Source organism: Mycobacterium sp. NGS54 (assembly GCF_059812465.1).
Genome location: NZ_JCALCS010000002.1, coordinates 407262 through 426926 on the forward strand (window position 1 = coordinate 407262; position 19665 = coordinate 426926).

17 protein-coding genes are annotated in these 19665 nt (G+C 70.4%); 8 read left to right on the forward strand and 9 right to left on the reverse strand.

Annotation, left to right across the window (positions count from 1 at the left end; translation table 11 throughout):
- Window positions 1-27: 27 nt before the first annotated feature.
- The gene (locus AC5Y5E_RS06555; RefSeq protein ID WP_499902176.1) at window positions 28-735 is read left to right on the forward strand and encodes an LppX_LprAFG lipoprotein; all 708 of its coding nucleotides are present in this window, start codon (window positions 28-30) and stop codon (window positions 733-735) included.
- Window positions 732-2294, forward strand: a complete 1563-nt coding sequence (locus AC5Y5E_RS06560; protein WP_499902177.1) for an MFS transporter — start codon at window positions 732-734, stop codon at window positions 2292-2294. Before AC5Y5E_RS06555 ends, AC5Y5E_RS06560 begins: the two co-directional genes overlap by 4 nt.
- Window positions 2295-2297: 3 nt before the next feature.
- Here the strand turns inward: AC5Y5E_RS06560 and ribD are convergent, their stop codons facing one another.
- Window positions 2298-3326, reverse strand: a complete 1029-nt coding sequence (gene ribD / locus AC5Y5E_RS06565) for a bifunctional diaminohydroxyphosphoribosylaminopyrimidine deaminase/5-amino-6-(5-phosphoribosylamino)uracil reductase RibD (protein WP_499902178.1) — start codon at window positions 3324-3326, stop codon at window positions 2298-2300.
- A 98-nt stretch (window positions 3327-3424) separates the two neighbouring features.
- Between ribD and AC5Y5E_RS06570 the strand changes: the two genes are divergently transcribed.
- The gene (locus tag AC5Y5E_RS06570) at window positions 3425-4609 is read left to right on the forward strand and encodes an RNA-guided endonuclease InsQ/TnpB family protein (RefSeq protein WP_499902179.1); all 1185 of its coding nucleotides are present in this window, start codon (window positions 3425-3427) and stop codon (window positions 4607-4609) included.
- 47 nt (window positions 4610-4656) lie between these two features.
- Here the strand turns inward: AC5Y5E_RS06570 and rpe are convergent, their stop codons facing one another.
- From rpe to fmt, 3 genes are read right to left on the reverse strand one after another with little or no spacing between them, the layout of a single operon-like run.
- Window positions 4657-5346: a ribulose-phosphate 3-epimerase gene (rpe, locus tag AC5Y5E_RS06575; RefSeq protein WP_499902180.1), complete on the reverse strand. Its 690-nt coding sequence runs from the start codon at window positions 5344-5346 to the stop codon at window positions 4657-4659.
- 37 nt (window positions 5347-5383) lie between these two features.
- Complete coding sequence (locus tag AC5Y5E_RS06580) at window positions 5384-6760, reverse strand: RsmB/NOP family class I SAM-dependent RNA methyltransferase (RefSeq protein WP_499902181.1); 1377 nt, start codon at window positions 6758-6760, stop codon at window positions 5384-5386.
- On the reverse strand, window positions 6757-7686 hold the full coding sequence (fmt, locus tag AC5Y5E_RS06585; RefSeq protein WP_499902182.1) for a methionyl-tRNA formyltransferase: 930 nt from the start codon (window positions 7684-7686) through the stop codon (window positions 6757-6759). Before fmt ends, AC5Y5E_RS06580 begins: the two co-directional genes overlap by 4 nt.
- 147 nt (window positions 7687-7833) lie before the next feature.
- On the opposite strand from fmt, the gene AC5Y5E_RS06590 reads away from it, so the two are divergent.
- A complete protein-coding gene (locus AC5Y5E_RS06590; RefSeq protein ID WP_499902183.1) occupies window positions 7834-8661 on the forward strand; it encodes a class I SAM-dependent methyltransferase in 828 nt (275 codons plus the stop codon).
- A gap of 6 nt (window positions 8662-8667) precedes the next feature.
- Here AC5Y5E_RS06590 and AC5Y5E_RS06595 read toward each other — a convergent pair whose 3' ends face one another.
- From AC5Y5E_RS06595 to AC5Y5E_RS06605, 3 genes are all read right to left on the reverse strand, one after another.
- On the reverse strand, window positions 8668-9156 hold the full coding sequence (locus AC5Y5E_RS06595; protein WP_499902184.1) for a MarR family winged helix-turn-helix transcriptional regulator: 489 nt from the start codon (window positions 9154-9156) through the stop codon (window positions 8668-8670).
- Between the two features lie 133 nt (window positions 9157-9289).
- Window positions 9290-11242 carry a primosomal protein N' gene (locus AC5Y5E_RS06600; protein ID WP_499902620.1) on the reverse strand — a complete coding sequence of 651 codons (1953 nt, stop codon included), beginning with the start codon at window positions 11240-11242 and terminating at the stop codon, window positions 9290-9292.
- 63 nt (window positions 11243-11305) lie between these two features.
- Window positions 11306-12085 (reverse strand): lysoplasmalogenase, encoded by a 780-nt coding sequence (locus AC5Y5E_RS06605; protein WP_499902621.1) that lies wholly within the window; start codon window positions 12083-12085, stop codon window positions 11306-11308.
- Here AC5Y5E_RS06605 and lipI point away from each other — a divergent pair.
- Together lipI and AC5Y5E_RS06615 are read left to right on the forward strand one after the other, a co-directional pair.
- A complete protein-coding gene (lipI, locus tag AC5Y5E_RS06610; RefSeq protein WP_499902185.1) occupies window positions 12084-13037 on the forward strand; it encodes an esterase LipI in 954 nt (317 codons plus the stop codon). The genes AC5Y5E_RS06605 and lipI overlap by 2 nt on opposite strands.
- 25 nt (window positions 13038-13062) lie before the next feature.
- A complete protein-coding gene (locus AC5Y5E_RS06615; RefSeq protein ID WP_499902186.1) occupies window positions 13063-14025 on the forward strand; it encodes an alpha/beta hydrolase in 963 nt (320 codons plus the stop codon).
- Window positions 14026-14034: 9 nt separating this feature from the next.
- Here the strand turns inward: AC5Y5E_RS06615 and AC5Y5E_RS06620 are convergent, their stop codons facing one another.
- On the reverse strand, window positions 14035-15060 hold the full coding sequence (locus AC5Y5E_RS06620; protein WP_499902187.1) for an AraC family transcriptional regulator: 1026 nt from the start codon (window positions 15058-15060) through the stop codon (window positions 14035-14037).
- A gap of 76 nt (window positions 15061-15136) precedes the next feature.
- On the opposite strand from AC5Y5E_RS06620, the gene AC5Y5E_RS06625 reads away from it, so the two are divergent.
- Together AC5Y5E_RS06625 and AC5Y5E_RS06630 are read left to right on the forward strand one after the other, a co-directional pair.
- On the forward strand, window positions 15137-16522 hold the full coding sequence (locus tag AC5Y5E_RS06625; RefSeq protein ID WP_499902188.1) for a cytochrome P450: 1386 nt from the start codon (window positions 15137-15139) through the stop codon (window positions 16520-16522).
- Window positions 16519-18021: a flavin-containing monooxygenase gene (locus AC5Y5E_RS06630; RefSeq protein ID WP_499902189.1), complete on the forward strand. Its 1503-nt coding sequence runs from the start codon at window positions 16519-16521 to the stop codon at window positions 18019-18021. The genes AC5Y5E_RS06625 and AC5Y5E_RS06630 overlap by 4 nt, the downstream gene beginning before the upstream one ends.
- Here AC5Y5E_RS06630 and AC5Y5E_RS06635 read toward each other — a convergent pair.
- Window positions 18018-19643 (reverse strand): GMC oxidoreductase, encoded by a 1626-nt coding sequence (locus AC5Y5E_RS06635; protein WP_499902190.1) that lies wholly within the window; start codon window positions 19641-19643, stop codon window positions 18018-18020. The genes AC5Y5E_RS06630 and AC5Y5E_RS06635 overlap by 4 nt on opposite strands.
- Window positions 19644-19665: the final 22 nt, after the last annotated feature.

Sequence of the window (19665 nt, forward strand, 5' to 3'; positions counted from 1 at the left end):
TCACGGGCACCCTCTACGATGCAGGGTATGCCGACTCGCCACCGTCTACTGGCCGTCCTCGCTTCCCTAACCCTCGCCTCCGCCCTGATCGCCGGATGCTCGTCGGGCCCGAAGGTGAGCGGCGGGCCGCTGCCCGACGCCACGAACCTGGTCAAGCAATCCGCCGCATCGACCAAGAACGTCAAGAGCGCCCACCTCGTTATAAAGGTGAACGGCAAGATTCCGGGGTTGCCCATCAAGGTGCTGACGGGTGACCTCACCAACGCACCGGCCACCGCGGCGTCCGGAAACGCCACGCTCACCGTCGGGGGGTCCGACATTCAAGCTGACTTCGTCGTCGTCGACGGCGACCTGTACGCGACGCTCACGCCGAACAAGTGGAGCGACTTCGGCAAGGCGTCCGACATCTACGACGTCTCGGTGATCCTGAACCCGGACACCGGGCTGGCCAACGCGCTGAACAACTTCACCAACGCCAAGGCCGAGGGGCGCGACAACATCAACGGGCAGGAAGCGGTCAAGATCAGCGGGAACTTCTCCGCGGACGCGGTGAACAAGCTCGTTCCGCAGTTCACCGCATCGGGACAGGTGCCGGGCACCGTGTGGATCCAGGAGAACGGCGACCACCAACTGGTGCAGGCCAGCCTGGAGAAGAGCTCGGGCAATTCCCTGCAGATGACCATGTCCAACTGGGGCGCACCGGTCACCGTCACCAAGCCCCCGGTGATCTCGTGAGCACTCGGGCGGGACGCCGCGTCGCGATCAGCGCCGGCAGCCTTGCGGTGCTGCTGGGGGCCCTCGACACCTATGTCGTGGTCACCATCATGCGCGACATCATGTCCGACGTCGGCATCCCGGTTAACCAGCTGCAGCGGATCACCTGGATCGTGACGATGTACCTGCTGGGCTACATCGCGGCGATGCCCCTGCTCGGCCGGGCGTCCGACCGGTTCGGCCGCAAGATGCTGCTGCAGGCCGCCCTGGCCCTGTTCATCGTGGGGTCGGTGGTCACCGCGCTGGCCGGTCAGTTCGGCGACTTCCACATGCTGATCGCGGGCCGGACCATCCAGGGCGTGGCCAGCGGCGCGCTGTTGCCGGTCACCCTCGCGCTGGGCGCCGACCTCTGGTCGCAGCGCAACCGCGCCGGCGTGCTGGGCGGCATCGGCGCCGCGCAGGAGCTGGGCAGCGTGCTGGGCCCGCTGTACGGCATCTTCATCGTCTTCCTGTTCCACGACTGGCGATACGTGTTCTGGATCAACGTCCCGCTGACGCTGATCGCGATGGTGATGATCCAATTCAGCCTGCCCTCGCGGGATCGCACCGAGGCGCCGGAGCGGATCGACCTGGTGGGTGGCCTGCTGCTGGCCGTCGCGCTTGGCCTCGCGGTGATCGGCCTGTACAACCCCAACCCCGACGGCAAGCAGGTGCTGCCGAGCTACGGGTTGCCGCTGGTGATCGGCGCGATCGTCGCCGCGACGGGCTTCGTGGTGTGGGAGCGGTTCTCGCGCACCCGGCTGATCGACCCGGCCGGGGTGCGCTTCCGGCCCTTCCTCGCGGCGCTGGGCGCCTCGTTGGCGGCGGGCGCGGCGCTGATGGTGACGCTGGTGGACGTGGAGCTGTTCGGGCAGGGCGTGCTGCAGATGAACCAGAACCAGGCGGCCGGGCTGCTGCTGTGGTTTCTGATCGCGCTGCCGATCGGCGCGGTGCTGGGCGGCTGGATCGCCACCCGCATCGGGGACCGGATCATGATCTTCGTCGGGCTGCTGATCGCCGCCTACGGGTACTGGCTGATTCACTACTGGCGCGAAGACATCATGGGGCACAAGGTCAATGTCTTCGGGTTGTTCAGCGTGCCGACGATCCACGCCAACCTGCTGGTGGCCGGCCTCGGCCTCGGCCTGGTGATCGGGCCGCTGTCGTCGGCGGCCCTGCGGGTGGTCCCGGCCGCGCAACACGGCATCGCCTCGGCGGCGGTGGTGGTGGCCCGCATGACGGGCATGCTGATCGGTGTCGCCGCGCTGACGGCCTGGGGCTTCTACCGGTTCAACCAGATCGTCGCCGGGTTGACGGCGGCGATCCCGCCGGATGCCACCCTGCTGGAACGCGTGCTCGCGCAGGGCACGATGTACATCAAGGCGTTCGCGGCGATGTACGGCGACATCTTCATGGTCACCGTCGGCATCTGTGTGGTGGGCGCGCTGCTGGGCCTGCTGGTCAGCGGCCGCAAGGAGCACGCCGAGGAACCGGAAGTCACCGAGGAGCCGGCCGAGGTCAACCCGGCGCCCACCCCCTAAGCGCTACCCGCCCTGCGGCACCAGGCTGAGCACCAGATCGGGCCCCGCCCGGTCGACCCCGTCGAAGTGCCAGCGCAGCGCGCGCGCGATGGTGGGCACCCCCACGTCGTCGACGGCCGTGATCGAGCCACCCACCAGCATGGGCGCCATGTAGGCCAGGATGCGGTTGACCGCCCCCGCGCGCAGGAAGGCGCCCGCGAGGGTGGGGCCGCCTTCGAGCAGGACGTCGGTGCGATCCGACAGCGCCTTGATGACCTCCATGGGATCGTGGGTGCGAATCACCATGGTGCGCGAATCGTCGTTGAGAACCTTTGCCTCCGGCGGTATTTCGCGCATGCCCACCACCACTCGCAACGGTTGGCGGTTGGCCAGCGAGCCGTCGGCCAGCCGCGCGGTGAGCGCCGGGTCGTCGGCCAGCACCGTGCCGGTGCCGACCACGATGGCGTCGGCGATGGCGCGCCGGCGATGCAGGTCCAACCGGGAAGCCTCGCTGGAGATCCACTGGCTGGTGCCGTCGGCGGCGGCGCTGCGTCCGTCGACGCTGCTCGCGTACTTCCACGTCACGTGCGGCAGCCCGGTCCGCACCTTGTGCAGCCACTCGCGCAGCGGCCCGGAGGCCACCTGATCCGCCAGCACCCCCGACCGCACCTGCACCCCCGCGGCCTGCAGCCGGCCCGCGCCCCCGCCCGCGACCGCGTTGGGGTCGCCGACGGCGTAGATGACCGTGCCCACCCTGGCCTCGATCAGGGCGTTGACGCACGGCGGCGTCTTGCCGTAGTGGTTGCACGGCTCGAGGGTGACGAACGCGATGCCGCCGGCGGCCAGACCGCCGGCCCGCCGCAACGCCAGCACCTCGGCGTGGTCGCCGCCGGCGGGCTCCGTGGCGCCGACGCCGACGACGTGGCCTTCGGGGTCGACGATCACGCATCCGACCGGCGGATTCGGGTAGGTGGTGCCCTTGACCTGGTAGGAATGTTCGATCGCCAGGCGCATGGCCGCGTCGAGGCTGTCGACCGACTGGGGCTGGTTCATAAGGTTGTTGCGGTGTGGAAACCCCTGGCTTGAGCCGGGGGAGGGAACGCCGCGTCTCTTTTCGGTGAGTTGTCGGTGGTGGCGGTTAGGTTGCGGGGGTGTCGCGTTATCGGTTGTTTCCGAGTGCTGAGCAGGCGGTGGTGTTGGTCGAGCATTGTCGCCACGCCCGGTATGTGTGGAACCTGGCGGTCGAACAGCAGCAGCACTGGCAGCCGGGTCGCCGAGCGCCTGGCTACAACGAGCAGTGCGCCCAGCTGACCGCGGCCCGCGCCGAATACGAGTGGCTGGCAGCCGGCTCTCAGACGGTGCAACAGCAAGCGTTGCGCGATTTCGCCGAGGCGATGCGCAACTTTTTCAACGGCACCCACCGCCGCCCGACGTGGCGCAAAGCCGGTGTGCATGAGGGCTTTCGGCAGGTCGGGTTGAAGGCCCACCATGTGAAGCGTCTGAACCGTCGGTTCGCTCGGGTGTGGGTGCCCAAGGTCGGCTGGATCCGGTTTCGCCTGTCGCGGCCGGTTCCCGAGGGTGTCAAGTCCTACCGCGTCACCTGCGATCGGGCCGGGCGCTGGCACATCGCGTTCGCCCACGCACCGCAACCCATCCCGGGGCCCGCTGACGGCTCGGTGGTGGGCATCGACCGTGGCGTCACCGTGGCGGCCGCCTTGTCGACCGGCGAACTGCTGCATGCGCCCGGCCTGAGCCGCGGTGAGGCCAAGCGCCTGACGGTGCTGCAGCGGCGCCTGGCCCGCGCCAAGGGTGGCTCCAACCGGCGCGCTCGCACGAAACACGCCATCGCGAAACTCAAGGCTCGCGAGGCCGACCGACGCAAGGACTGGGTCGAAAAGGCCACCACGGATCTCGCACACCGGTTCGAAACGATCCGCATCGAAGCCCTCGACGTGCGCGCAATGACCCGCTCTGCGCGAGGAACCGTGCAGCAGCCCGGGGTGCATGTTGGCGCCAAACGCGACCTGAACCGCGGAATCCACCGCAGCGGTTGGGGCCTGCTCGCTGCGCGCTTGCAACATAAAGCCGTTGGTCGGGTCGAGCAGGTCCCGGCCGCGTACACGTCGCAACGATGCGCCGTGTGTGGGCACGTTGCTCCCGCAAACCGCAAGAGCCAAGCGGTTTTCGACTGCGAAGCCTGCACCGCGGGTCCGTGCAACGCCGACGTGAACGCCGCGCGCAACATCGCCGCCGGACGGGCGGTGACAGCACGGGGAGACCTCGGCATTAGCCGGTCTACGAACCGTGAACCTCAACTCTGCGCTCCTGCCGCATAGGTAGTGGGACGGGGTTGGAATCCTCTGCCTTCAGCCAGAGGAGGACGTCAAGCGCGCAGGTGCGCTGATGCGGTGACGGCCTGCCGCCGCAACGCCTCGACCGCGGCCTCCGGGTCTGCCGCCCCGTACACCGCCGACCCCGCGACAAAGCAGTCGACGCCGGCCTCGGCGGCCTGCTCGATGGTGTCCTCGTTGATGCCGCCGTCGATCTCGACCAGGATCGTCAGCTCCCCCGCCTCGATCAGCTTGCGCGCGGCGCGGACCTTCGAGAGCACCTCGGGGATGAAGCTCTGGCCGCCGAAGCCGGGCTCGACCGACATGATCAGCAGGGTGTCGAAGTTCGGCAGGATTTCGAGGTAGGGCTCCAGCGGGGTGCCCGGCTTCACGCTGATCCCGGCCTTGGCGCCGGCGGCGCGGATGTCGCGGGCCACCCCCACCGGATTGTCGGTGGCCTCGGCGTGGAAAGTGACGTTGTAGGCGCCCGCCTCGGCGTAGGGCGGCGCCCACCGGTCCGGGTCCTCGATCATCAGATGGCAATCCATCGGGATGCTGGTCGTTTTCAGCATGGCCTCCACCACGGGCAGCCCGATGGTCAGGTTCGGCACGAAATGGTTGTCCATCACGTCGACGTGCAACCAGTCGGCGCCGCGCACGGCGGCGGCTTCGTCGGCCAGTCGGGCGAAATCGGCGGCCAGAATCGACGGGGCGATCAGCGCTTTACCGCTATTGCCAGGCATGTGCGCCACATTACTGAGCCGAACGGCCATCATCACTTCAGGCGCGGCGCAGCGCGGCGGCGAACATCGCGTCGGTGCCGTGCCGGTGTGGCCACAGCTGCACTGTGTTCTCTGCGTGGCCCTGCCCCGCTAGCCCGGTGACGGGCTCGAACAGCGGCCGGGTGTCCAGTTCGGACACCGGATGGCGGCGCAGCGCGTCGGCCACCACCCCAACGGTTTCCGCGAGGTGCGGCGAACAGGTCGCGTACAGCACCACGCCGCCGGGCCGGGTCAGCGCGATCGCGGCGCCCAGCAGCTCGCGTTGCAGCTTGGCCAGCGCCGGCACGTCGGCCGGCCGGCGCCGCCACCGGGCTTCCGGACGGCGGCGCAACGCGCCCAGCCCGGTGCACGGCGCGTCCACGAGCACCCGGTCGAAGCCCGGCTCGAGACCGCTTTGGCGTCCGTCGACCCGCAGCACGTCGACCGGGAGCCCGCGGGTGTTCTCCTCGACCATCTCGGCGCGATGCGGCGACGGCTCCACCGCTGTGACGCGGGCCCCGGACTCCGAACCCAGCGCGGCCAGCAGCGCGGTCTTGCCGCCCGGCCCGGCACAAAGGTCCAGCCACCGCCCGGTGTCGCCGTCGACCGGCGCCAGCGTGAGCGCGCGGGCCACCAGCTGACTGCCCTCGTCCTGGACCAGCGCGGTGCCGTCGCGCACCGGCGCCAGCCGCCCGGGATCCCCGCCCGGCAGGTACACCGCGTACGGCGAGTACCGGCCGACGGTGCCACCCACCGCTTGGGCCAGCTCGGCGGCGGTCAGCACCCCGGGCCGGGCCGCCAGGTGCACCTGGGGCCGGGCGTCGTCGCTGGCCAGCACCGCGTCGAGTTCGGCGGCGGCGGCGCCGAGCGCGTCGGCGAAGGCCTGCGCGATCCAGCGCGGGTGTGCGTGCACGAACGCGGCGTGCCCGACCGGATCCCGCGCCGGGTCGGGGGCCAGCTCGTCGACCCACGACTTCTCGTCCCGGGCGGCGATGGTGCGCAGCACACCGTTGACGAATCCCGCTCGGGCGGAATCGAATTCGATGCCGGCCTGATCGACCGTGGTGGAAAGCGCGGCGTGCGCGTCGACCCGGGTGCGCAGCAGCTGATAGGTGCCGAGCCGGAGCAGGTCGAGCAGCACCGGGTCGATGGCCTCCGGCGATCGCCCGGCGGCCGCGCCTATGACCGCGTCGAGCAGGCCCCGGGTGCGGCAGGTGCCGTAGGTCAGCTCGGTGGCGAAAGCGGCGTCGCGGCCGGTGATTCCGCGTTGGCGCAGCAGCGCGGGCAGGGCCAGGTTGGCGTACGCGTCGCGCTCGCTGACCGCCCGAAGCACCTCGAACGCGGCGGCGCGCGCTGGGTCCAGCGGCCGGCGCGCCTTGCGCGGTTTGCCGCTCACGACGCCCGGACGGCGGCGTCGAGGCGGGCGCCGCGGGCCCAGTCGGCGGCGTTCATCAGCTTCTTGCCGGGCGGCTGAATCTGGCCCAGCCGCACGGGTTCCGAGCCGGTGCCGATCCACACGTTCTTGCGGTCGGCGTGAATGGCGCCAGGCGCCAGCGGCATCGGGGCCTCTTCGATTTGCACGGGTCCGAGCTTGACCCGCAGGTCGCCGATGAGAGTCCAGGCGCCCGGGTTGGGCGTGACGGCGCGGATCCGGCGCTCCACCACCGGCGCCGGCAGCTCCCAGCGCACCCGGGCAGCTTCCACGCTGATCTTCGGTGCCATGCTGATCCCGTCGGCGGGTTGCGGCCGCGGCTTCAGCGTCCCGTCGGCGATGCCGTCCAGCGTGGCCGACAACAGCGCCGCCCCCGAAACCGCTAGGCGCTCAAGGAGATCGCCCGCGGTGTCGGTCGGCCGGATCGTCTCGGTCACCACCCCGTACACCGGTCCCGAGTCCAGGCTCGGTTCGATCCGGAAGGTGGTCGCCCCGGTGATGGTGTCCCCCGCGGCGATCGCGGCCTGTACCGGGGCCGCGCCGCGCCAGGCCGGCAGCAGCGAGAAGTGCAGGTTGATCCAGCCGTTCGGGGGAACCGCGAGCAGGTCGTCGCGCAGCAGCGCGCCGTAGGCCACCACCGGGCAGCAGTCCGGCGCCAGCTCCGCGAGCTCGGCGACGAACTCCGGCGAATTGGGCCGCGCCGGACGCAGCACCGGGATGCCGCGGTCGAGCGCCTCGCGGGCCACCGGCGACGGCTGCGGCTTGCCGTGCCGGCCGGCGGCGGCGTCGGGCCGGGTCAGCACCGCGACCACCTCGTGCCGGGACGAGTCGACGAGGCGGCGCAGCGCGGGCAGCGCGGGTTCGGGGGTGCCGGCGAAGACGAGGCGCACGTGCACAAGTCTAGGAACCACCGGATCTCCGCAGGACATGCCCAGGTTTCACACAGTTGCGTCAGTATATTGTTTCCTATTGCTATTATTTCTAGCGGTAAGAGTCAACGACTGCCCCTGCCGCGCCCGCGACCTTGAGGAGGTCCGATGACTCTCGACACCGTCGACGCCAACACCCCCGACGATCTTGCGGCCGCACATCGCGTGATGTGGGCGCTCGGTGACTACGCCCTGATGGCCGAGGAGGTGATGGCCCCACTGGGGCCGGTCCTGGTCGCCGCGACCGGCGTCGGCCCGGGCACGCGGGTGCTCGACGTCGCCGCCGGCTCGGGCAACATCTCGCTTCCCGCCGCCGCGACCGGCGCCGACGTCGTCTCCACCGACCTCACGCCCGAACTGCTGCGGCGGTCCCAGGCGCGGGCGGCGGCGCGGGGGCTGACGATCGATTACCGGCAGGCCAACGCGCACGCGCTGCCGTTCGGCGACGGCGAGTTCGACACGGTGATCTCGGCGATCGGCGTGCAGTTCGCGCCCGACCACCGGCGCGCCGCCGACGAGCTGGTGCGGGTTTGCCGGCCGGGCGGGACGATCGGCGTGATCAGCTGGACCCCGGAGGGCTTCTTCGGCCGGATGCTGGCCACCATCAGGCCATACCGGCCGAGCCTGTCGCCGGCGGTGCCGCCGGCGGCGCTGTGGGGTCGCGAGGGGTATGTCGGCGGGCTGCTGGGTGATCGCGTCAACAGCGTCACGATGCTGCGGCGCAATCTCTGGGTGAACAGATTCGACGACCCCGAGGCCGTGCACGCGTACTTCAAGCATCACTACGGCCCGACGATCGAGGCGTACGCGAACATCGGCCACAACCGGGTGCTGGCCGCCGAACTCGACGCCCAGCTCGTCGAACTCGCGCGCCGGTACCTGGTCGACGGCGGCATGCGGTGGGAGTACCTGCTGATGACGGCCGAAAGGCGGTGAGCCAGGCTACAAGTCGAGGTCGGCGTCCACGTGGACGTCGGGCTCGCCGCCGGCGGCGGTGAACGCGGTCAGGGCCCGCACCAGCCCGTGACGCTCCGGCGGCGGCATCTTCTCGACGATGACGGCGATCTCGGCGCGCCGGTGGGCGGTGACCCGGCGGACGACCTCGCGCCCGCGCTTGGTCAGCGCGGCGAGCAGCTCGCGGCGGGACGTGGGGTGCGGGAGGCGGTCGATCAGCCCGGCGGCGACGAGCCGGTCGACCATCCGGCCGGTGGCCGAGGGTTGCACACCCAGCAGGCTGGCCAGCGTCGCCAGGTTGACCGGGCCCCGGTTGGACAGGATGACCAGGGTCCGGAACTGCGGAATGGTGATGGTCTCGTCGACCTGGCTGATCGAGCGCGCCGAGATGGCCACCAGCAGGCGGGATGCCGTCAGCAACGCGTCCGTGATCACGTCCAATGACTCGTCCGCTTCCGTCGCGTTGTCCGCCGCCATTGCGCCCCTTTCCGGGCCTCCCCGAGCATCCGCGGGCCAAAGAGTAGGAAGTGTAACAACCCTCAATATCGAGGTCAGGCATTATTTCCCACACATACTATCGCCGCAGCGGAGCATTTGCCTACGCCCTCGGCTACCCGATGTGCAGCGGATCGATCTGCACCCGCGCCGGCTCGTGATTCTGCCGAGCGCTGAGCACGCCGACGCCGCTGCGCAACGCGGCGGCGAGCGCCAGACCCTCCGCGCGCGGGACCCGCACCAGCATGCGGGTCACGGGCGCGCCGGCGGGGGTACCGGCCGGGCGGCGCACGCCCGCCGGCAGGTCGACGGGGCCCAGCAGCTCCGCTCCCTCGGGCAGGCGGGCCTGCTCCAGCAACGCCGCGACGGCGCCGGCCGTCCCGTCGATGGCCGCCATGTGCACGCTGGGCGGCAGCCCCACCTCGGCCCGCGCCGTTAGTTCGGCCTCCGCGTGGCCCACCGGATCCCACCGGATCAGCGATTGCACGGTGGGAATGGACGATTCGGCGACCACCGTCACCACGCCGCCGTCGCCGCGGGCCCGCACCAGCGCGGCGGCGCTCATCCACCGCCACAGGGCGTCCTCGGCGGCGCGCAGGTCTTGGCGGCCCAGCAGGGCCCAGGTGTCCAGCAGGAGCGCCGCCCCGTACCCGCCCGCCGCGCGGGGTTCGGCCCCGGGAGTGGCGACCACCAGGGCCGGGCGCGCGGCGACCTCCGCCACGATGGCGTCGCCCGCCGAGGTGACCACCGGCGTGCCGGCAAACGCGCGGCCGAGTTCCTCGGCGGTGCGGCGCGCCCCGACGACGACCGCGCGCACCGCGTCCGATCCGCACCGCGCACACCGCAGCGCCGGTTCGGCGCGGCCGCACCACCGGCACACCGCCCCGGGGCCCCGCTCCTGCAGCGCCAGCGGACCCGTGCACTGCCGGCAGCGGGCGATGGCCCGGCAGCGTCCGCAGGCCAGCGACGGGACGTACCCCCGCCGCGGCACCTGCACCAGCACCGGCGCACCCGCCTCGAGCGACGAGCGGGCGGCGCGCAGCGCGATGGACGGAACGCGCGCGGTGCGCGCCGCCGGGTCGCGCTCGTCGGCGTATCCCGTGTCGTCCAGGGCGACCACCCGCGGGGTGCGGGCCCGCACCACCGGCCGCGCGGCGACGATGTCGTGCGCCCACCCGCTGCGCACCAGCGCGTGGGCCTCGGCGGTCCGCGCGTAGCCGCCGATCAGCGCCGCGCAGCGGGCCTGATGGGCCCGCAGCATCGCCACCTCCCGGGCGTGCGGGTACGGCGCCCGCGGCTCGGCCAGGCTGTCGTCCGCGTCGGCCCACACCATGACCAGGCCCAGGTCGCTCAGCGGCGCGAACACTGCGCTGCGGGTGCCGATCACCAGGCGCGCCGAGCCGCGCAGCGCGGCCAGCCAGCGCCGGTAGCGTGCGGCCGGGCCCAGGCCCGCCGACAGCGCCACCACACACTCCTTGTCGATCCGGGTCGTCGCGGCCGCCCACAGGGTGTCCAGGTCGCGCTGGTCGGGAACGATCGCCAGCACCGCCCGTCCCGTCCGGATGGTCTGGGCGGCGGCCTCGGCGAAGCGGTCCGCCCAGGGCTCGCCGGGCAGGGCCTGCCAGACCGCCCGCGCGGCGCGGGATTCGGCGAGCGCCCCCAGGAACTGCCCGCCGCGGCCGTAGGCCCCCCACGCCACGGGGTCGACGGGCGCGGGCAGCGACGGCGCGGGCAACGAGAGCGTCGCCGCGGGCTCGCGCTCGACGCGCGCGTGCCGGGCCGGCACGGCCAGGCGCAGCACGTCGGGCCGGGTCCCGGCGTAGCGGGCTGCCACCGCGTCGACCAGGCGCCGGATCTCTGCCGTCAGCACGGGTTCGGCCGACACGACGCGGCCCAGCCAGCCCAGCTTGCCGGCGTGATCGGTGTCGTTGCGGCGCTCCAGCAAGAACCCGTCGACCAGCCGGCCGTGGAACCGCACCCGCACCCGGACCCCCGGCTGCGCGTCGTCGGACTGCTCGGCCGACACCAGGTAGTCGAACTCGCGGTCCAGGTGCGGCACCGAAAGCATGGGCAGCACTCGGGCGATCGGCTCGACCTCGGGAGTTGCCTTGCCAGCCAACGGGATCGACAACTAGCCTTCGTCGGACCCGGGCTCGTAGTCGGTCTCGTACTCGGCCTCGTAATAGTCCGTTTCGTAATCCGTTTCGTAATCCGGTTCCTCGCGACCGAAGAAGAACCCGGCCGTGATCAAGATCTGGGCCGCGGCGTACAACCACCAGATCGGGACCGCCAGCGCGTCGTTGTACAGGATGAACCGGCCGATGGCGATCATCGTGTCCGACGCGGCAAAACACACCGCCCCCACCGCGGTCCAGATCGTCGGCAGCTCGGCCAACAGCGCCATGCAAACCATCGCGGTCAGCGCGACCATGTACAGCGTCACCGGAATGGTCAGCTTGTCGCGGGCCAGGTGCGGCCAGAACCACGCCAACAACGACACGGAGACCAGGCACATGAAGGCGACGGCGGCGAGGCGGACCCGGGAGGGGTGCGCCAGCGGAATGAGGGCGCCCAGGAAACACAAGTGCGCCAACAGGAATGCCGCCAGCCCCAACCCGAACGACATCGTCCACCACGGGATCGCCAACAGCCAGTCGCCGACGGCCGACATCAACAGCGCGGGCATCAGCCAGCGCCGCTCGCGGACGATGGGATGCGCCACCGCGGCGACGGTGAGCAGCAATGCCATCGACGCCTTGAACGGCGGCTGCAGGACCCAGTGCCCGGTCAAAGCCGTTCCCGGCGGCGACCGCAACGCGACCACCGTCAGGTAGACCCCGTAGGCGAGGCCCGCCCAGCCGGCCACCACCCAGCCGCCGGACACCAGGCGGGGTGCGTACGGTACTTCCATGCCCAGCTTGGAAACCGCCGACGAGAACCCTGGTATCGACCCCATCCTGCTGAAGGTACTGGATGCGGTTCCGTTCCGGTTAACAACCGACGATGGTGTCGCCGCGGCGCGCCAGCGGCTCCGCGACCTGCCCCGACGGCCGCTGCACCCCGAGTTGCGGGTCGAGGACCGCGCCATCCCCGGTCCGGGCGGCGCGATCGGCATCCGGATCTATTGGCCCTCAGCCGATCCGGGCGGGGATGCGCCGGTGGTGCTGTTCTTCCACGGCGGCGGCTTCGTCGTGGGCGATCTCGATACCCACGACGGCACGGCGCGCCAGCACGCGGTGGGCGCCGAGGCCATCGTGGTGTCCGTCGACTACCGGTTGGCGCCCGAACACCCCTATCCCGCCGCCGTCGAAGACGCTTGGGCCGCAACGCTGTGGGTGGCCGAGCGCGGCGCCGAGCTCGGCGCCGACACCACGCGCATGGCGGTGGCCGGGGATTCGGCCGGCGGCACCATCGCCGCGGCCACGGCGCAGCAGTGCCGCGATGACGGCGGGCCGCCGATCGCGTTTCAGCTGTTGTGGTATCCCTCCACGCTGTGGGACGCGTCGCTGCCGTCCTTCACCGAGAACGCGACCGCGCCGATCCTCGACGCCAACGCCATCGCCGCGTTCTCGCGTTGGTACGCAGGCGAAGTCGACCTGTCGGACCCGCCGTCGCGGATGGCACCCGGACGCGCGAAGAACCTGGCGGACCTGCCGCCGGCCTACATCGGTGTCGCCGGTCACGACCCGTTGCGCGACGACGGCATCCGCTACGGCGAGCTGTTGGCCGCCGCCGGGGTGCCGGTCGAGGTGCACAACGCCGAGACGATGGTGCACGGCTACCTGGGCTACGCGGGTGTGGTGCCGGCGGCCACCACCGCGCAGGACAAGGGGCTCGCGGCGCTGCGGAATGCCCTGCATTAACGGCCCGGAAGCGTACGGTGAACGGATGATTGAGCCGATCACCGCCCGACCGAGCATCGACCCGACGTTGAAGATGTTGCTCGACGCCTTCACGGTCACTTTCAATGCCGCCGACGGCGTCGAGGTCGCGCGCTCGAGGCTCCGTCAGCTCAAGGTGCCACCCGAGCTGCTGCCGGACCTGCGGACCGAGGAGCGGACGATCGGTTACGGCGAGCTGACCGACATTCCCGTTCGGATCTACTGGCCGCCCGGCGACGGTGGGGTCATGCCCGTCGTCGTCTTCTATCACGGCGGCGGATTCTCGCTCGGCGACTTGGAGACCCACGATCCCGTCGCCCGCGCCCACGCCGTCGGCGCGGAGGCCATCGTGGTGTCGGTCGACTACCGGCTCGCCCCCGAGCACCCGTTCCCCGCCGGCGTGAACGACTGCTGGGCCGCGCTGCAATGGGTCGCCGAGAACGCCGCCGAGCTCGGCGGCGACCCGGATCGCATTGCCGTGGCCGGGGATTCGGCGGGCGGCAACCTCGCCGCCGTGATGGCGCACCTCGCCCGCGACAATGGCGGCCCTGACCTCGCGTTCCAGTTGCTGTGGTACCCGACGGTCACCGCCGACCTGTCGCTGCCGTCGCATACCGAGAACGCCTACGCGCCCATCCTGGACCGCGACGTCATCGAGGCCTTCCTGTCCTGGTACCTGCCCGACCTCGACATCAGCGACCCGAAGGCGCTGCCGACCACGCTGGCGCCGGCCAACGCGGAGGACCTGTCCGGTCTGCCGCCCGCCTTCATCGGGACCGCCGAGCACGACCCGCTTCGCGACGACGGCTCCCGCTACGCCGAGCTGCTCAACGCGGCGGGCGTGCCCACCGAACACAGCAACGAACCCGACATGGTGCACGGGTACGCCAGCTTCTCCCTGGTGATCCCCGCGGCGGCCAAGGCCACCAGCCGGGGGCTCACTGCGCTGCGCAAGGCGCTACACCCCTAGCGCTAGCCGCTAGCCCCGGCGGGAATACTCGCTGGGCGCAACCCCGTACCAGCGCTTGAAGGCGTGCGAGAACGTCGAGACCTCGGTGTAGCCCAGCCGCGTCGAGACCTCCTCCACGGTCAGCCCGACGTTGCGCAACAGGTCCACGGCCACGGTGGAGCGCGCCTCGTTCAGCAGGGCCCGAAACGACGTGCCCTCGTCGCCGAGCCGGCGGCGCAGCGTCCGCGGGTGGATGTCGAGTTCGCCGGCGATGTCGGCAAGCGTCGGGAACACACCCGAATCGCGGAACAGCTTGCTGCGCACCAGCGCGGTGATGCCCTGGCGGCCCTGGCTGCTCTGCATCAGCACGTCGCACTGCGCCATGCACATCTCCAGCGTGTGGCGGTCGGCCTGCGGCAGCGGCTCGTCGAACATGGCGCGCGGGAAGTGCAACCGGTTGTGCGCCCGGCCGAACCGGACGTCGTGCACCGGCACCAATTCGAGCAGCGGCCGCAGCAATGCCTCGTCGACGGCCAGGTCCGCGGATACCTCGTCCGCATACTTCTCGGCCACCGGCAGCGCGAAACTGACTGTGGTCGAGATGATTCCGGCGATGTCGCGCTCGATGAAGAACCCCCGCACGTCGGCGGGCAGGTGGCTGGCGTCGAGCTCGATCACGCACTCCTCGGCGGTTTCGAACAGCGTGAGGCGGATGTGCATCGTGGTCAGCGCGAAATAGCGCATCGCGATGGAAAACAGTTCGCGCAGGGTGCCGCACGACATCACGGCGAACCCGAAAAGGCCAAGGTGGGTGAGGGTGGACCGGCTGCCGACGTCCACGCCGACGCCGGCTTCGGACGGAAGCCGCGCCAGTAGCCGGCGCACCGCCGCGATCTCGTCGACCGCGCTGACCATGGTGTCCGGCTTGTCGAGATCGGCCGGCTCGATCGCGGTGCCCGCCAACACGTCGGCCGTCGAAACCCCGCGTTCGTTGGCCACCTCGCACAACACCCGGGTGGCGTGCACCGGGTGACTCAGCGTCGGAGGTTGTCCCATGGCGTGTCCTAAAATCCCAACTCCCTGTCCGATAATCTCATTACCGGCCGCCCGCGTCATCCATACAGTTGGAGTCATGGCGACCCTCAGCGCTGAGCGTCCCGCCGCGGGACCGGCGACCCGGCTGAACTCCTGGACCATGACCCGCGAGGCCCTCACCATCGGATTCGACGTGAGCAACGGGTTCATGGGCCGGGTACGCGGCAGTGACATCGCCCGGTTCCGTTGCGCCGGAAGGCGATTCGTCTCGATCAGCCACCCCGATTACGTCGATCACGTGCTGCACGGCGCCCGCCTGAAATACGTCAAGTCGAACGAATACGAGCCGATCCGGGCCACCGCGGGCATCAACCTGCTCACCGACGAGGGCGATTCCTGGGCGGCCCACCGCGGCGTGCTGAACCCGACCTTCGCCCGGCGCCACCTCAACGGCATCGTCGACCTGATGATCGACCCGATCATGGGCGTCGCCGACGCGCTGGAAGCCGGTGTGCGATTCGACATCCACGAGACGATGGTCGAGGCGACCCTGCGCGTGGTCGCCAACTCGCTGTTCAGCCAGGACTTCGGGCCGTTGGTGCAGAGCATGAACGACCTCGCGACGCGCGGGTTGCGCCACGCCGAGCGGCTGCAGCGGCTCGGGCTGTGGGGCCTGATGCCGCCCGCGGTGTACGACGTGCTGCACCGGTTGGCCTTCTCGGGCGTGCGGATGCCACCGCCGTTGCGGGACATGCAGGACATCACGCTGACGCTGGACCGCGCGGTCAACGACGTGATCGACCACCGGCTGCGCCACCCGACCGGGTCCCCCGACCTGCTCAACGTGTTGCTGAGCGCCGACGGCGGAAGTTGGCCGCGCCAGCGGGTCCGCGACGAGGCCCTGACGTTCATGCTCGCCGGGCACGAAACCACCGCGAACGCGATGTCGTGGTTCTGGTACCTGATGGCCCTGCACCCCGACGCCCGCGACCGGATGCTGGCCGAGATCGACGACGTGCTGGGCGCCCGCCGCCCCGAAGCCGGGGACCTGGGCCGGCTGCCGTGGACCACCGCGTGCCTGCAGGAGTCGCAGCGCTACTTCTCGGCGGTGTGGATCATCGCGCGCCGGGCCGTCGAGGACGACGTCATCGCGGGGCATCGCATCCGGCGCGGCACCACCGTCGTCATCCCCATCCACCACATCCACCACGACCCGCGCTGGTGGCCCGACCCGGAAACCTTCGACCCCGACCGGTTTTACCGGCCGGCGGACCGACCCCGCTCCGCGTATCTGCCGTTCGGCGGTGGCCGCCGCATCTGCATCGGGCAGAGCTTCGCCCTGATGGAGATGGTGCTGATGGCGGCCATCATGAGCCGGCGCCTCACCTTCGACCTGGCGCCCGGCGCCGCGATCGACCTCGAGGCAACGCTGACCCTGCGGCCCAAGAGCGGGGTACCCGTCATCGGAAGCGAGCGCGGATGAACCCCGACTACGAAACCCTGATCGTCGGCGCCGGATTCTCCGGCATCGGCGCCGCGATCAAGCTGGACAAGGCGGGCCTGTCCAACTACCTGGTGATCGAGGCCGGCGACGGGGTCGGCGGCACCTGGCACTGGAACACCTATCCCGGTATCGCCGTGGACATTCCGTCGTTTTCCTATCAGTACTCGTTCGAGCAGAGCCCGCGCTGGTCGCGAACCTACGCGCCGGGCGGCGAGCTGAAGGCGTACGCCGAACACTGCGTCGACAAATACGGCCTCCGGTCGCGAATCCGGTTGAACACCAAGGTGCTGTCCGCCGAGTTCGACGACGACAACCACCTGTGGCGGGTGCAGACCGATCCGGGCGTGGGGGCACCTCCCGCTTGCGGGGGAGAACTCACGGCCCGCTTCCTGATCAGCGCCAGCGGCGTGCTGACCGTGCCGAAGCTGCCCGACATCGACGGCGTGGACTCCTTCGCCGGCATCACCATGCACACCGCGCGCTGGGACCACAGCCGGGACCTCACCGGCAAGCGCGTCGCGATCATCGGCACCGGCGCCTCGGCCGTACAGGTCATCCCCGAGATCGCGCCGATCGTCTCCCACCTCACGGTCTTTCAGCGCACCCCGATCTGGTGCTTCCCCAAGTTCGACGTGCCGCTGCCCAAAGCTGCCCGGTGGGCGATGCGGATTCCGGGCGGCAAGGTGCTGCAGCGGCTGCTCAGCCAGGCCTTCGTCGAGCTCGGCTTCACGATCGCGGCGCAGTACTTCACCCTGTTCCCGATCGCCAAGAGGATGGAGTCGGCCGGGCTCGCCTATCTGCGCCAGCAGGTCACCGACCCGGCGCTGCGCGAAAAGCTGACCCCGCGTTACGCCGTCGGCTGCAAGCGGCCCGGCTTCCACAACGACTACCTGGCCACGTTCAACCGCGACAACGTGCGGCTGGTCACCGAGCCGATCGACAAGGTCACCCCCGCCGCGGTGGCCACCACCGACGGCGAGGCGCACGAGATCGACGTGCTCATCCTGGCCACCGGCTTCAGGGTGATGGACACCGACAACGTCCCCACCTTCTCCGTCACCGGGAGCACCGGTAAGTCCCTGAGCCGGTTCTGGGACGAGAACCGGCTGCAGGCCTACGAGGGCGTCAGCGTCCCGGAATTCCCCAACATGTTCAGCGTTTTCGGTCCGTACGGCTACGTCGGCTCGTCGTACTTCGCCCTCATCGAGACGCAGACGCACCACATCGTGCGGTGCCTCAAGCGGGCGCGCCGCGACGGCGCGACCCGCGTCGAGGTGACCGCGGAGGCCAACGACCGCTACTTCGCCGAGATGATGCGCAAACGGCACCGGCAGATCTTCTGGCAAGACAGCTGCAAGCAGGCCAACAGCTACTACTTCGACAAGAACGGCGACGTGCCGCTGCGTCCGGCGACCACGCTGGAGACCTACTGGCGCAGCCGGCGGTTCGACCTCGACGACTATCGCTTCACCGCTTAGTGGCGGCCCTGCAGGATCCCCTCGATGTTGCGCTCGGCCAGCGCGGTGATCGACATGAACGGGTTGCAGCCCAGGTAGCCGGGCAGCAGCGACGCGTCGTTGACGTACAACTTGTCGTAGCCCTTCACCCTGCCGTAGCCGTCGGTGGCCCGGCCCCGGACCACCCCGCCCATCGGGTGAACGGTGTTGGGCGCGAACGCCGTTCCTTCGAAGAGGTCGTCGCGGTAGTCGACGCCGTTGGCCTGGGTGACCTTGTCGAACACGAACTGGGCCTTCTCGCGCAGGTGATCCGTGTGGCCCTCCGGCCAGTCGATGGCGATCGAGTCCTTCGTCCGGTCGTAGCTGATCTCCGCGCGGTCACCGGTGCGCACCATGACGTAGTAGCCCAGCGCGAGCGTCTCCACCGGAAGCGGTAGCGAAAACATGCTGGCGTACACCGGGTTGTCCGGGTCGTCGCGGCCGTCGAGGTTGATCATCCCCAGCAGCGACTGCTGGGTGCCCGCCGGATCGTCGGGGCTCAGCATGTGCGAGACCATGATGTCCCCGTTGTTGCCGTATCCGCGGCCGACCTCGTCGCTCAGGTGGGGCAGCGTCCCCTTCTCGCGGGCGCGCAGCAGCAGCTCGGTGGTGCCCAGCACGCCGGCGCCCAGATGCAGCTCGTCGCAGCCGATTTCGGCGCGTGCCAGCTCCTTGCCGAAGCGGTCGATCTCGCGGGTGGACACCACGTATTCGCCCGAGCGCTCGCGCCGGATGCCGGTCACCTCGGTGAGCGGCCGCAGCGTGGCCTTGCCCGTCGCCAGCGCGGCGGCGATGTACGTCGCATCGACGCTGCCGACCCTGCCGAAGTTGTTGCCGTACTGCTGCTCGAAGTTCAGCGCCGAACGCGGAACCAGTTCCGCCTCTTCCTGTTGCATGTAGTCGAACGAGTAGGCGCTACCGTTGTAGTCCACCTTGTAGCCGGCCGCCTCCGCGTACTGCCGGCCCACCCGCGCGTACTGGAACCACGGCGTCTGCTCGAACCAGTCCATGTCGCGATAGCTGATCCGCAGCATCGACTTGGCGCGTTCGATGTACGTCCCCAGGAAGGCGTCGGGGTCGATGTCCGGGAAGGCGGTGCGGACCTGGTCGGGCGTCGGGATCGCGGCGATCGCGGCGTTGACCATCGAGCCCCCACCGACCGCCGTGCCGCGGAACACCGCGTGCGCACCGTGCACCACCTTTTCGCAGATTCCGGCCTGGACCGGTTGCGTAGACGGCGAGTGCTTGGCCACCTGGGCGATCGACACGCCCCGGTACGACGGCACCAGGCTCGGCGGGACCGACGTGAACCAACCCGCCCGGTTATCCGCCGGCACCATCCGCGAGAAGCGCTTGCCGTCCGCGTCGGGGGTGTTCCACCACCTGCCCTTCTCCAGGATCAGCGTCTGGACGCCGGCCTGGGCGAGGCGCAGCGCCGAAACGCCGCCGCCATACCCACTGCCGACCACAATGGCCTGGTAGTGAGGCCGTAGCGCGGCGGTCGCGGAGGCGTTCCGAGTGCCGAACTCCACCGCCCCCGCGCCGAGCGCGCCTGCCGCGACACCCGCGGCGGCACCCAGGAAACGTCTCCGCGAGAAAGCCATTACCTGAGATGCCTCTCCGATC

What these genes read in the sequence shown, in the direction of transcription:
- ribD (WP_499902178.1), bottom strand. Translation starts at nt 3,326, where the DNA reads ATGAACCAGCCCCAGTCGGTCGACAGCCTCGACGCGGCCATGCGCCTG.
- AC5Y5E_RS06615 (WP_499902186.1), top strand. Translation starts at nt 13,063, where the DNA reads ATGATTGAGCCGATCACCGCCCGACCGAGCATCGACCCGACGTTGAAG.
- lipI (WP_499902185.1), top strand. Translation starts at nt 12,084, where the DNA reads ATGCCCAGCTTGGAAACCGCCGACGAGAACCCTGGTATCGACCCCATC.
- AC5Y5E_RS06555 (WP_499902176.1), top strand. Translation starts at nt 28, where the DNA reads ATGCCGACTCGCCACCGTCTACTGGCCGTCCTCGCTTCCCTAACCCTC.
- AC5Y5E_RS06635 (WP_499902190.1), bottom strand. Translation starts at nt 19,643, where the DNA reads ATGGCTTTCTCGCGGAGACGTTTCCTGGGTGCCGCCGCGGGTGTCGCG.
- AC5Y5E_RS06600 (WP_499902620.1), bottom strand. Translation starts at nt 11,242, where the DNA reads ATGCTTTCGGTGCCGCACCTGGACCGCGAGTTCGACTACCTGGTGTCG.
- AC5Y5E_RS06620 (WP_499902187.1), bottom strand. Translation starts at nt 15,060, where the DNA reads ATGGGACAACCTCCGACGCTGAGTCACCCGGTGCACGCCACCCGGGTG.
- AC5Y5E_RS06590 (WP_499902183.1), top strand. Translation starts at nt 7,834, where the DNA reads ATGACTCTCGACACCGTCGACGCCAACACCCCCGACGATCTTGCGGCC.
- AC5Y5E_RS06605 (WP_499902621.1), bottom strand. Translation starts at nt 12,085, where the DNA reads ATGGAAGTACCGTACGCACCCCGCCTGGTGTCCGGCGGCTGGGTGGTG.
- AC5Y5E_RS06630 (WP_499902189.1), top strand. Translation starts at nt 16,519, where the DNA reads ATGAACCCCGACTACGAAACCCTGATCGTCGGCGCCGGATTCTCCGGC.
- AC5Y5E_RS06595 (WP_499902184.1), bottom strand. Translation starts at nt 9,156, where the DNA reads ATGGCGGCGGACAACGCGACGGAAGCGGACGAGTCATTGGACGTGATC.
- rpe (WP_499902180.1), bottom strand. Translation starts at nt 5,346, where the DNA reads ATGCCTGGCAATAGCGGTAAAGCGCTGATCGCCCCGTCGATTCTGGCC.
- AC5Y5E_RS06625 (WP_499902188.1), top strand. Translation starts at nt 15,137, where the DNA reads ATGGCGACCCTCAGCGCTGAGCGTCCCGCCGCGGGACCGGCGACCCGG.